This window comes from Sphaerotilus sp., assembly GCF_034519685.1.
Lineage (GTDB): Bacteria > Pseudomonadota > Gammaproteobacteria > Burkholderiales > Burkholderiaceae_C > Sphaerotilus.
The window spans coordinates 545,656-558,133 of record NZ_JAXHOF010000006.1 but is presented as its reverse complement, the minus strand read 5'-3'; the positions used below and the strand labels follow the sequence as shown (position 1 = coordinate 558,133).

Sequence of the window (12,478 nt, the reverse complement as noted above, 5' to 3'; positions counted from 1 at the left end):
TGCGGATTCGCGCGGAGGGGGGCCAGCCAATCGGCATTCAACCCCCAGAGCCGAGACTGTTGCAGCGAGCCTCCCGGCCCCATGTGCGGCTCTTGAAGCCTGCTGCAACACCCCCGGGTCCAACCCCGCAGGACGGATGATGCAGGGAGAATGTGTCAGCTTCAAGACCCGAGGTGCATCAAGCGTATCGGGCTGTGGGGCTTGTCGCGGCCGGATTCCACGTTCGCGGACGCCGACCCGAAATGCCCTGGAAAACCCTCAGAGACTCAGCGATTGAGTCCGAGCTGCCGGTTGATCATCCACTGTTGCGCGATGGCCAGCAGGTTGTTGACGAACCAGTACAGCACCAGACCTGCCGGGAAGAACAGGAACATCACGCTGAACACCAGCGGCATGATCCACATCAGCTTGGCCTGCATCGGATCCGGCGGCGTCGGGTTCAGCCAGGTCTGGAACAGCGTGGAAATCGTCATCAGCGCCGGCAGGATGTAGTAGGGATCCTGCACGCTCAGGTCGGTGATCCAGCCAATCCAGGGTGCACCACGCATCTCCACCGACGCCAGCAGCACCGAATACAGCGCGATGAAGAACGGCATCTGGATGAAGATCGGCAGACAGCCGCCGAGCGGATTGACCTTCTCCTCGCGGTAGATGCGCATCATTTCCTGCTGCATCTTCTGCGGATCGGCCTTGTAGCGCTCGCGCATCTCCATCACCTTGGGATTGACGGCCTTCATCTTGCCCATCGAGCGGTAGGCGCTGGCGTTGAGCCAGTAGAAGGCGATCTTCAGCAGCACCACCAGGCCCACGATCGACCAGCCCCAGTTGCCGATCATGCCGTGCAGCTTGTCGAGCAGCCAGAACAGCGGCTTGGCGAGGATGGTCACCCAGCCATAGTCCTTGACCAGCTCCAGCCCGGGCGCCAGTTTTTCGAGCTTCTTTTCTTCCTGCGGACCGGCGTAGAGCGTGGACTCGATCGCCTGCGTGGCACCGGCGGCGACAGGCGCCAGCGGCAGCGTCATCGCCATGGAGTACAGGTTGGTGCCTTCGCGCTTGGTCTGGAAACTGCGCTCCAGCTGGTCCCCGACCAGCCAGGCGCCGACGAAGTGGTGCTGCACCATCGCGATCCAGCCGTTGTCGGCGGATTTGGCGTGCTCGGCCTTGCCCTTCTCGATGTCGGCGTATTCGATCTTCTGGAACTTGCTCTGCTCGGTGTAGACCGCCGGGCCGGTGAATGCCGCCGGACCCATGAACACCGAGGTCGACGGCACGAAGCCGTCGCGGGAGAGCTGCAGGTAGAGCTGGGCCGACAGCGGCGCGGCCGTGCCGTTGACCACCTCGTGGCGGACCTTGATCGCGTAATCACCGCGCTGGAAGGTGTAGGACTTGCGCAGCTTCACCCCACCCTGGTCGGGCGACTCGAAGGTCAGGGTCAGCGAGTTCTGTCCCTCGGCCAGCGTGCGCGGACCGGGCAGCAGGTTCATGACCGTGAGGTGGTTGGGCAGGGCCGCCTCACCGGCCAGACGCGGGATCAGCCCTGAATCGGCCTGGTACACGCGCTCGGCCGTCTGGTCGAACAGCATGACGGGCTTGCTGGCGTCGTGCTCATCCTTGTAGCGCGGCAAGGCCATGCGCACGAGCGAGCCGCCACGGGTGTCGAACGTCGCACGCACCAGGTCGGTCGTGATCTCGACCTTCTCCGAAGCTGGCACGGCCGGCGTGGCCGCCGGCAGCACCGCCGCCCCTGCAACGGCCGACGCTGCCGCCGCCGCTGGCACACCTGCCGTGGTGGTCTGCGCCGGCGCGGTCACGGCGGGCGGCGGCGGTGCGAACATCGACGGCTGCCCGTTGTGCTTGCTCCAGCCGTCCCACAGCATCACGAGCGAGACGGAGAACACGCCCCACAGCACGGCGCGCCGCGTATCGGTCATACCGGTCATACAGAGGTCTTTCGAAAGGAAGAGAACAGCCGGGGCGACTGCTCGGGTACCGGATCATGCCCGCCCGCGCACCAGGGATGGCAGCGGCCGATGCGCCCGAGTGTCAGCGCGCCGCCACGCAAGGCACCGTGTCGCTCCAGCGCAACCAGTGCGTAGGCCGAACACGTCGGCTCGAAACGACAGGACGAGCCCAGCCAGGGACTCAGCAAGAGGCGATAGCCACGCACCAGGCCGATCAGTCCCCGCTGAGACAGGGAAGACCGGCGGCGGCACGGTGACACGGTCACGGTATCAGGCAGAGGCTCGCTCATGGACAGGCAGGTGGGCGAACAGAACGGTCAGTCCGTCAGGCTGCACGGGTGGCAGCGCTGGCCGAAGCGGCTTGCGCCTGGGCACGCCGTGCGCGTCGGGCGGCATCGCCGAGCAGCACATCGATTTCCGCATGCAGCAGCGCCGCCAGCGCTTCCGAGCGGGCACTCGGAAACTGCTTGCGGTCGATGGGCGCACGCAGGCGCACCACCCAGTCCCCTGCGACCAGGGAATCCAGGTGGCGGCGCATGCCGGCACGGATCTGGACCTTCACCAGCGTGCGGGTCACAGAGCGCCGGGCATGTCGCTTCGGCACCACCAGACCCAGACGCAGATTGGCCATTTCCGTACGGTTATCCACTGGGTTGTCCACAGATTCATCCACAGCCTGCGAGAGGGGTGGAACGTTGCCTGTTGACAACTGGTTGATTGCGAGGTGATGCACCATGAAATGGGCACTGCGGGCGAGCGGTCGAACCGCCATGGCCGACTCGAACCGGGCGGCCCCGGTCAGCGCACTCAAGGCCATGGATGCAGCAACGCTCACCGTGTCGCAACGGGCGCTGGACGCCCCGTGGCTCAGACAGCCAGGCGCTTGCGGCCCTTGGCGCGGCGTGCATTCAGCACGGCGCGGCCACCGCGCGACTTCATGCGCACGAGGAAGCCATGGGTACGGGCGCGGCGAACCTTCGACGGTTGGTAGGTGCGTTTCATCTTGAATCCTCTAGCCTTGGCGTGGGCCCGATCATGAGCCTGATTGGAGCTTGACCCGATCGGACACCCCCACGGGCACCCCAATTCGGGAAACCCACGATTACAGCAAAAACCTCCTGAAAAGTCAATGACTTGCCACGTGCAGGCTGGCTGCGCGAGGGGATTGACCCCTCGCTCAAAACTGTGGATAACCGCAACCCTGGAGGGTGTGATGTCGATACAATCGCGCCCCTTCTCTTGAAGTTGTCCACAATTTTCAGAACATGCACATGGACCTGTGGCAACGAGGCTGTGAGCGCCTCGCCGCCGAGCTGCCGGCACAGCAGTTCAACACGTGGTTTCGCCCACTGCCGCCCGCAGAAGTGTCGGCGGCGGGTGAAGGCTACCTCGTGGGTCTGCGTGTGCCCAACCGGTTCAAGATGGACTGGATCCGCTCGCAATTTGCCGCGCGGATCGAACGGCTGCTGAGCGAAATCGCCGGCAAGCCGGTGCGGCTGGAGCTGTCCTTGGGCAACGCCGGCGACCCCGCACCTCGCGCCCCCGAGACTGCCGTCCTGACCCCGGCGCAGTTGCCGCCTGCCCCGGTGCAGATGTCGATGATCGACTTCCTGCCACTGCCGGCAGACACTGCACAGACCGTGTCGGGCGCATCGACCCGATCGACGGCCAGCCGCGCCCGCGCGCGCGCAGCCACCGTGTCCAGCGGCGGGGCCAGCCCTGCAGAGCCTGCTCCTGCGCTGGCCCCGCCGGCAAAGGCCGCGCCACGCACCGGCCGCACACCGGCCACCCTGCCCGCGCTGCATGCGCTGCTGACGCTGCCGACCGCACACCCGTCCTTGCTCGCCGAGGCCCCTGCTGCGCCCAGACCGGCCGCACGGGCCTCCTCGGCACGCCGCACCGCGGCCACCAGCCCGCCCGCAGCCGAGCCACTTCCCGACCCTGTGTCCCGGCCCGCCGCGGCCGCGGCCGCCGTCACCACCACCGCCACGCCGCAGGCGCCGCTGTCCAGCGGCGCCATTTCTGCGGCTTCCGCGCTGGCCAAGGCCTCTGCCGCGGTCGCCTCGCGCCGCAAGCGCGTGGCAAGCACCAAATCGGCCGAAACCGCTGAAACCGCCGCCCCGCAGACGTCCGCAGCACCCCTGGTGTCAACGCTGACCTCCGTCCCCGGCAGCGGCCAGGGCAGCGACAGGATCCTCGGCGCACCCGCCATCATCATCCCGACGGTGCCGCCCCCGGCTGCACCGTCGAACACCCGCGGCCGCATCAACCCCGCCCTCACCTTCGACACGCTCGTGCCCGGCCGCGCCAACCAGATGGCCCGCACCGCCGCGATGCACGTCGTCGGCTCGCCGGGTGGCATGTACAACCCGCTGTTCCTGTACGGCGGCGTCGGCCTGGGCAAGACGCACCTGATCCACGCCGTCGGCAACGCGCTGCTGAAGGAGCACAAGGACGCCCGCGTGCTCTACCTGCACGCCGAGCAGTTCATCTCCGACGTGGTGCGCAACTACCAGCGCAAGACCTTCGATGAACTCAAGGCCAAGTACCACTCGCTCGACCTGCTGCTGATCGACGACGTGCAGTTCTTCGCCGGCAAGGACCGCACGCAGGAGGAGTTCTTCAACGCCTTCGAGGCCCTGCTGACCAAGCGCGCCCACATCATCATGACCAGCGACACCTACCCCAAGGGGCTGGTGGACATCGACGAGCGCCTGACGAGCCGCTTCGACGCGGGCCTGACGGTGGCGATCGAGCCGCCGGAGCTGGAGATGCGCGTGGCCATCCTGATGAAGAAGTCCATCGGCGAGGGCAGCGTGATGCCCGAGGACGTGGCCTTCTTCATCGCCAAGAACGTGCGCGCCAATGTGCGCGAGCTGGAGGGCGCGCTGCGCAAGGTGCTGGCCTACTCGCGCTTCAGCCACAAGGACATCAACATCGCGCTGGCCCGCGAAGCGCTGAAAGACCTGCTGTCGATCCAGAACCGGCAGATTTCGGTCGAGAATATCCAGAAGACCGTCGCCGATTTCTACAAGATCAAGATCGGCGACATGTACAGCAAGAAGCGCCCCGCCAGCATCGCCCGGCCGCGCCAGATCGCCATGTACCTGGCCAAGGAAATGACCCAGAAAAGCCTGCCCGAGATCGGTGACCTGTTCGGCGGGCGCGACCACACGACGGTGCTCTACGCGGTCCGCAAGATCGCCGCCGAGCGCCAGAAGAACACCGAACTCAACCAGCAGCTCCACGTCCTGGAACAGACCCTCAAGGGCTGACCCTCAAAGGCTCCTCAAGGCTGAAAGACCCCTCCATCATGATCGTGTTGAAAGCACCACAGGACAAGCTCCTGGCCGCTCTGCAGTCCGTTTCGGGCATCGTCGAGCGCCGCCACACCCTGCCCATCCTGGCCAACGTGATGATCCGCCGCCACGCCGGGCAGTGCGAGTTCACGACCAGCGACCTCGAGATCCAGGTCCGCACCAGCGCGCCGATGGACGGCGACAAGGGCGATTTCAGCACCACGGTCGGCGCGCGCAAGCTCATCGACATCCTGCGCACGCTACCGCCGGACCAGACCGTCTCGCTCAGCGCGGCGCAGAACAAGCTGACGCTGCAAGGGGGCAAGAGCCGCTTCACGCTGCAGACGCTGCCGGCCGACGATTTCCCCCTGGTGCAGGAAGCCGCCGACTTCGGCCCCACCTTCAGCGTGCCGCAGAAGACGCTCAAGGGCCTGATCGACCAGGTGCATTTCGCGATGGCGGTGCACGACATCCGCTACTACCTCAACGGCATCCTCTTCGTCGCCGAAGGCCACACGCTGACGCTGGTCGCGACCGACGGCCACCGCCTGGCGCTCGCGCAGGCCACGCTCGATGTCGAGATGCCCAAGCAGGAAGTCATCCTGCCGCGCAAGACGGTGCTGGAGCTGCAGCGCCTGCTCAAGGACGGCGCCAAGGACGCCAAGCCGGCCAAGGACGGCAGCGAGCCCGAGCTGGCGCCGATCGAGATGTGCTTCGCCGCCAACCAGGCGCGCTTCAGCTTCAGCGGCATGGAGTTCGTCACCAAGCTGGTCGAAGGCAAGTTCCCCGACTTCAACCGCGTCATCCCCAAGAACCACAAGCAGCACATCACGCTGGGCCGCGGCACCCTGCTGACCAGCCTGCAGCGCGCGGCCATCCTGACCAGCGAGAAGTTCAAGGGCGTGCGGATGAACTTCGAGCCGGGCGCGCTGCGCATCGCGTCCAACAACGCCGAGCAGGAAGAGGCCAAGGAAGAGCTGGAGATCGACTACAGCGGCCCGGCCATCGAGATCGGCTTCAACGTCACCTACCTGATGGACGTGCTCTCGAACATGGACCAGGAGCTGGTGACGCTGTCGCTGCAGGACGCCAACAGCTCGGCACTGTTCACGGTTCCCGAGCGCGAAGGCTTCAAGTACGTCGTCATGCCGATGCGGATCTGAGCGAATGCAGGCGCATCCGGATGGATGGCCGAATGGATTGGAAATTTGAGTGAGTGACATGACCGACCAGAACCAGCAGTCCCAGCAGCCCGTCCCCTCGGAACCGACCGTGCCCGAGCCCCCGGCGCAGACCGCCGCCGAAATCTCCGCCGCCTACGGCGAGGGCAGCATCCAGATCCTCGAAGGGCTGGAGGCCGTGCGCAAGCGGCCGGGCATGTACATCGGCGACACCTCCGACGGCACCGGCCTGCACCACCTCGTCTTCGAGGTCGTGGACAACTCGATCGACGAGGCGCTGGCCGGCCACTGCGACGACATCGTCGTGACCATCCATTCGGACAATTCGATCTCCGTCACCGACAACGGCCGCGGCATCCCGACCGGCGTCAAGATGGACGACAAGCACGAGCCGAAGCGCTCGGCGGCGGAAATCGCGCTGACCGAGCTGCACGCGGGCGGCAAGTTCAACCAGAACAGCTACAAGGTCTCGGGCGGTCTGCACGGCGTGGGCGTGAGTTGCGTGAACGGGCTGTCGAAGTGGCTGCGCCTGACGGTGCGCCGCGAGGGGCAGGCGCACTTCATGGAGTTCCGCCAGGGCGTGCCGCAGGACCGCGTGCTCGAAGTGCGCGACGGCTTCGAGATCAGCCCGATGAAGGTCATCGGCGAGACCGACAAGCGCGGCACCGAGGTCCACTTCCTGCCCGACCTGGAGATCTTCTCCAACATCGACTTCCACTACGACGTGCTGGCCAAGCGGCTGCGCGAGCTGAGCTTCCTGAACAACGGCGTGAAGATCCGGCTGGTCGATGAACGTGCCGGCAAGGAAGACAACTTCGCCTACGCGGGCGGCGTGAAGGGCTTCGTCGAGTTCGTCAACAAGGGCAAGAAAGTCCTGCACCCGAACATCTTCCACGCCCGTGGCGACAAGCTCAGCGACAACAACACCAACGTCGGTGTCGAAGTCTCGATGCAGTGGAACGAGAGCTACAACGAGAACGTGCTCTGCTTCACCAACAACATCCCGCAGCGCGACGGTGGCACCCACCTGACCGGCCTGCGCGCGGCGATGACGCGGGTCATCAACAAGTACATCGAAGACAACGAGATCGCCAAGAAGGCCAAGGTCGAGATCAGCGGCGAGGACATGCGCGAGGGCCTGGCCTGCGTGGTCAGCGTCAAGGTGCCGGAGCCGAAGTTCTCCAGCCAGACCAAGGACAAGCTGGTGTCGAGCGAGGTGCGCGGCCCGGTGGAGGACATCGTCAGCCGGCTGCTCACGGACTGGCTGCTGGAGAACCCGACCGACGCCAAGACCATCTGCGGCAAGATCGTGGACGCCGCCCGCGCCCGCGACGCCGCCCGCAAGGCGCGCGAGATGACACGCCGCAAGGGCGTGCTCGACGGCATGGGGCTGCCGGGCAAGCTCGCCGACTGCCAGGAGAAGGATCCCGCGATGTGCGAGATCTACATCGTGGAGGGCGACTCCGCCGGCGGCTCGGCCAAGCAGGGCCGCGACCGGAAGTTCCAGGCCATCCTGCCGCTGCGCGGCAAGATCCTGAACGTCGAGCGCGCCCGCTATGAAAAGCTGCTGTCGAGCAACGAGATCCTGACGCTCATCACCGCCCTGGGCACCGGCATCGGCCAGGGCATGGGCGGCGACGACTTCAACCCCGACAAGCTGCGCTACCACCGCATCATCATCATGACCGACGCGGACGTGGACGGCGCGCACATCCGCACGCTGCTGCTGACGTTCTTCTACCGGCAGATGCCCGATCTGGTCGAGCGCGGCCACATCTACATCGCGCAGCCGCCCCTCTACAAGGTCAAGCACGGCAAGCACGAGCAGTACCTGAAGGACGGCAGCGAGCTGGATGTCTACCTGCTGAAGGTGGCGCTGGACAGCGCGATCGTCGAGCCGGGCGCGGGCCGCGCGCCGATCAGCGGCGCGGCGCTGGAGGAGCTGGCGCGGCAGTACCTGCTGGCGACGAACGTGATCGCGCGGCTGTCGAACTGGATGGACGTGGAGGCCCTGCGCGCGATCAGCGACGGCCTGACGCTCGACCTCGACACGCCGGAAGCGGCGGCCAGCAGCGCCGAGGCGCTGAAGGCCGCGCTGCACGACGCCGAGGTCAGCGCCGAGATCGACCCGCGCACCGACAAGCACTACCTGCGCATCAGCCGCCGCCACCACGGCAACATCAAGAGCAGCGTCATCACCGCCGACTTCGTGCACGGCGCCGATTACGAGGCGCTGAGCGTGGCGGGCGTGACCTTCAAGGGGCTGCTGGCCGAGGACGCTGTGGTCAAGCGCGGCGAAGGCGAGCGCCAGAAGCAGATCAAGGTCGCCGACTTCCGCGCCGCGATGGCCTGGCTGATGACGCAGGCCGAAAACGCCGTCGGCCGCCAGCGCTACAAGGGTCTGGGCGAGATGAACCCCAGCCAGTTGTGGGAAACCACGATGGACCCGACCGTGCGCCGCCTGCTGCGCGTGCAGATCGAGGACGCGATCGAGGCGGACAAGGTGTTCACGATGCTGATGGGCGATGAAGTCGAACCTCGGCGGGAGTTCATCGAGACGAATGCGTTGAGGGCGGCGAATATCGACGCTTGATATTTTCAGGTATGTGAAGAACTGTCATGACGCCCAAAATGCCGGGCGTTCTTATTACAACCGGCTTTGTTGCACAACCCACCCCGCCGGCCGATGGTCGAGCGGTGAGGTAGGCTGACAGGATGAGCAAGCCAGCAAAGCAGAAGTACGTGACGAAGAACTGGGCGCCGTACACGAAGGCGCTGAGGGCGCGGGGCTCGCTGACGATGTGGCTGGACCGGGACATGGCGTGGCAGGCTGCGCCGGTCAGCGGCAAGCCGGGGCGACCGGCGATGTACAGCGACGCGGCGGTGCAGTGCTGCCTGACGATGAAGGTGCTGTTCGGACTGGCACTGCGCCAGACGCAGGGGTTCGTGCAGAGCGTGCTGGGGCTGTCGGGGCTGGACTGGCAGGCGCCGGACTACAGCACGATGAGCCGGCGCGAGAAGCGGCTGACGGTGGAGATCACGGCGCGGCCGAGCCGGGGCGGGCTGCACCTGCTGGTGGACTCGACGGGGATCAAGATGCTGGGCGAGGGCGAGTGGAAGACCAAGAAGCACGGGGCGGAGTACCGCAGGCAGTGGCGCAAGGTTCACCTGGGGATCGACGCCCAGACGCTGGAGATCCGGGCGATCGAGGTGACGGACAACAGCGTGGGGGATGCGCCGATGCTGCCGGAGCTGCTCGGGCAGATTCCGGACGAGGAGGTGGTGCTGTCGGTGAGCGGGGATGGGGCGTATGACACGCAGGACTGCCACGACGCGATCGCCGAGCGGGGAGCCGAGGCGGTGATACCGACGCGCAAGAACGCCCAGCCGTGGAAGGCCAAGCGGCCGGGGGCGGCAGCGCGCAACGAGATCCTGAGAGCGACGAATCGGTTGGGGCGGGGGATCTGGAAGAAGTGGAGCGGCTACCACCGGCGCTCGCTGGTGGAGACGAAGATGCGCTGCTTCAAGCTGCTGGGCGAGCGGGTGATGGCGCGCACCTTCGAGCGTCAGGTGGTGGAGCTGCAGGTGCGGGCTGCGGTGCTCAACCGCTTCACCCACCTGGGCACCCCGGTGACGCAGGCTGTGGCGTAACTCCGTCTGGGGTCAGGGGAAACTCGGCTTCGGCGGAGTTGTGCAACAAAGCCGCTTGACGCTGTCCGGCTCCCACGTCCCCGCGCGCTGCAGGCGCTGGGTGCGGATGCCGCGCTGGTGCAGCGCCTTTTCCACCGGGTCGAGCAGGTCATGCCGGCGCGCCAGGATGCCGATGTCGGCGGGTGACACGCCATCGGCCAGCGCGTCGGTGAGCCGGTCGGCGATCAGCTCGGCCTCCTCGCGCGGCGTGCGTCCGCGCAGCAGTTCAGGCGGCGGTCCGCTGCGGCCGGCCCCGAGCGGGGTCTGGCGGACGATGTCGCTGTCGCCCTCCCCGTCCGGCTCGCCGCCGCGCAGCAACTGGCCGGCGGTCGCGGTGGCGAGCTTCAGCACCTCGGCCGTGTTGCGGTAGTTGACCTTCAGCACGCTGGTGCGCCCGCGCGCCTCGATGCCGACGCTGGCGAAGCTGAACTTGCGGCGCGGCTGGCGGTAGATCGACTGTGCGTCGTCGTAGAGCACCAGCAGCGAGTTCGTCGCCGGATCGACCAACTGCGGCGCCAGCCGCAACCACGCATCCTCGAAATCGTGCGCCTCGTCGATCATCAGCGCCGCGTACTGCGCCCGCGGGATGCGGCCATGCGCCACCGCCTCGACCACCCGGTCGGCCAGCGCGTCGTAGTCCGGCCGGAAGCCCTTCTTCGGAATGCCGAGCTGGTAGGTGTCGGCCATGTCGTAGCACCAGCCGTGGAAGGTGCGCACCTGCACCCGCTCGTCCAGCCCCCGCTGGCGCATCAGCGCGTCGATGCGCGCCGCCAGCGGGCGGTTGTAGCAAAGCACCAGGATCGGCCAGTCCGGCCGCGCCGCAGCCGCCAACTGCTGGGCGCGGTAGACCAGGATCATCGTCTTGCCCGACCCGGCCACGCCGTGGATGACGCGGTGCCCTTCGCCCATCGAGCGCGCGAGCTGCTCCTGCTGCAGGTCCATCACCAGCATCAGCGCATCACTCGGCGACGGCGCCGCCTGGCACCCCGGCCCGCTCGCGTCGTCCTCGTCCAGCAGCGACGCCTGCGTCTGCAGCCGGATCTCGGGGAAAAGATGCCACCGGATGCGGTCGCGCTGCGGCAGGGTCAGCGCCGTCTTCAGGCGGAACTCGGTCGTGAACATGCCCCACAGCCGCTCCTGAAAAGCGGCGGGGTCCAGCTCCTCGGCCAGATCCTCGCGGGTCAGCGTAGTGGCCGGCGGAAAGAACTCGTCCCAGCGCGGATCGGTGATGCGCTGGCGCTCGATGTTGGCGAACACCACGCCGCAGCCCCACGGCACGATCAGGCTGCCCGCGTGGCGCCCGTCGGTCTGGCACAGGCCGGGGTCGCGCTGCATCTGGTTGACCAGCTCGATCGCGTAGCCCCGCGCCTGCAGGCCGGGGTGGATCTTGCTCACCCGGCCCTGCCCGCTGGCGAGGTTCAGCTCGATGTCATGGCGCGAGACCTGGTGCAGCGCGCCGGCCCGCCAGCCCTTGACCTCCAGCACCAGCAGGCCGCGCCCCGGATGCAGCACCACGAAATCCGGCTGCCGGCCCTTGTTGCCCACCGGCACGTTGTGCCAGACGAGGTAGTCGTCCTCCAGACAGCGCTGGAGCTGCCGCAGCACCCGCCGCTCGGCGCCGCCGTCCTCGGTGTTGCGGCAACGTGCCGCGATGTTCTGGAATCCCTGCGGAAAGATGGCCAAGTCTGCACTCCCGAAGCGTGAATCGCTTTTTCTTGTTCAGGCGGGAAGCAGACCATAGGGCGCCGGGCACGCCAGTTCCGCACCGGGCAGAGACGGTCAAAAATGAGACATTTTTCACGCAGATGGATCTGGCGGGTCGATGTGGTCGATGGCGCAACGCTCAGCGAGGCATTCCGCGAGCGCCTCTTCGCCGAGCACCTGCTGCTGCAAGGCCCGTCAGCGCATTGACACGGAATCCTGCACCAGACCCCGCACCCGCACGATGACATCCACCCCCACCAACTGCATCCCGCCGACGGCTTCGGGCACCCCGAGCACCTGCAGCTGCGTGGCGGACAGATCGGCCACCGCCCCCGTGTCGATGTCGTAGAGGTGGTGGTGCGGCTCGGTGTTCGAGTCGTACACGGTGGAGGCCCCGTCGATGGGCAGCTCTTTCAGGAGCCGACTCCGGACAAACAGCTGCAGCACCGCGTAGACAGTCGCCCGAGACAGGCTCGGCAACTGCCTGCGCGCGGCATCCAGCACCTGCTCGGCAGTCATGTGGACCGGTCGGCCCAGCAGCACGCTGGCCACGGCCATGCGCTGCAAGGTCGGCAGGATGCTGGCCTCATGGAGGCGCTGCTGCAGGTGCGAGGCGTTCAGGACATTCATCCAGAGACTCCGT

11 protein-coding genes and 1 pseudogene are annotated in these 12,478 nt (G+C 66.9%); 6 read left to right on the top strand and 6 right to left on the bottom strand.

Features of this window, described 5'->3' with window-relative positions:
- Positions 1-266 precede the first annotated feature (266 nt).
- The 4 genes from yidC to rpmH all read right to left on the bottom strand — a co-directional run bounded on the left by yidC (position 267) and on the right by rpmH (position 2,963).
- The gene (yidC, locus tag U5O44_RS13775; RefSeq protein WP_322589026.1) at positions 267-1,931 is read right to left on the bottom strand and encodes a membrane protein insertase YidC; all 1,665 of its coding nucleotides are present in this window, start codon (positions 1,929-1,931) and stop codon (positions 267-269) included.
- Positions 1,932-1,936: 5 nt separating this feature from the next.
- Complete coding sequence (gene yidD / locus U5O44_RS13770; RefSeq protein ID WP_322590492.1) at positions 1,937-2,194, bottom strand: membrane protein insertion efficiency factor YidD; 258 nt, start codon at positions 2,192-2,194, stop codon at positions 1,937-1,939.
- Between the two features lie 92 nt (positions 2,195-2,286).
- Positions 2,287-2,778, bottom strand: coding sequence for a ribonuclease P protein component (locus tag U5O44_RS13765; protein ID WP_322589025.1), 492 nt, complete (start codon positions 2,776-2,778; stop codon positions 2,287-2,289).
- Between the two features lie 50 nt (positions 2,779-2,828).
- Positions 2,829-2,963, bottom strand: a complete 135-nt coding sequence (rpmH, locus tag U5O44_RS13760; protein ID WP_179633078.1) for a 50S ribosomal protein L34 — start codon at positions 2,961-2,963, stop codon at positions 2,829-2,831.
- Positions 2,964-3,226: 263 nt separating this feature from the next.
- On the opposite strand from rpmH, the pseudogene U5O44_RS23055 reads away from it, so the two are divergent.
- The 5 genes and pseudogenes from U5O44_RS23055 to U5O44_RS13740 form a co-directional block, all read left to right on the top strand.
- Positions 3,227-3,421 (top strand): annotated as a pseudogene (locus U5O44_RS23055) (DnaA N-terminal domain-containing protein); the annotation flags it as partial.
- A gap of 330 nt (positions 3,422-3,751) precedes the next feature.
- Positions 3,752-5,236 carry a chromosomal replication initiator protein DnaA gene (gene dnaA / locus U5O44_RS13755; RefSeq protein WP_416222215.1) on the top strand — a complete coding sequence of 495 codons (1,485 nt, stop codon included), beginning with the start codon at positions 3,752-3,754 and terminating at the stop codon, positions 5,234-5,236.
- A 38-nt stretch (positions 5,237-5,274) separates the two neighbouring features.
- Positions 5,275-6,423, top strand: coding sequence for a DNA polymerase III subunit beta (gene dnaN / locus U5O44_RS13750; protein ID WP_322589023.1), 1,149 nt, complete (start codon positions 5,275-5,277; stop codon positions 6,421-6,423).
- Between the two features lie 58 nt (positions 6,424-6,481).
- On the top strand, positions 6,482-9,034 hold the full coding sequence (gene gyrB / locus U5O44_RS13745) for a DNA topoisomerase (ATP-hydrolyzing) subunit B (protein ID WP_416222176.1): 2,553 nt from the start codon (positions 6,482-6,484) through the stop codon (positions 9,032-9,034).
- Between the two features lie 122 nt (positions 9,035-9,156).
- A complete protein-coding gene (locus tag U5O44_RS13740) occupies positions 9,157-10,092 on the top strand; it encodes an IS5 family transposase (protein ID WP_322589022.1) in 936 nt (311 codons plus the stop codon).
- A gap of 12 nt (positions 10,093-10,104) precedes the next feature.
- Here the strand turns inward: U5O44_RS13740 and U5O44_RS13735 are convergent, their stop codons facing one another.
- Positions 10,105-11,814: a DEAD/DEAH box helicase gene (locus U5O44_RS13735; RefSeq protein WP_322589021.1), complete on the bottom strand. Its 1,710-nt coding sequence runs from the start codon at positions 11,812-11,814 to the stop codon at positions 10,105-10,107.
- A gap of 102 nt (positions 11,815-11,916) precedes the next feature.
- Between U5O44_RS13735 and U5O44_RS13730 the strand changes: the two genes are divergently transcribed.
- Complete coding sequence (locus U5O44_RS13730) at positions 11,917-12,042, top strand: hypothetical protein (protein ID WP_322589020.1); 126 nt, start codon at positions 11,917-11,919, stop codon at positions 12,040-12,042.
- Here the strand turns inward: U5O44_RS13730 and U5O44_RS13725 are convergent.
- Positions 12,031-12,465, bottom strand: a complete 435-nt coding sequence (locus U5O44_RS13725) for a Fur family transcriptional regulator (protein ID WP_322589019.1) — start codon at positions 12,463-12,465, stop codon at positions 12,031-12,033. The two genes, U5O44_RS13730 and U5O44_RS13725, sit on opposite strands and share 12 nt — an antisense overlap.
- Positions 12,466-12,478: the final 13 nt, after the last annotated feature.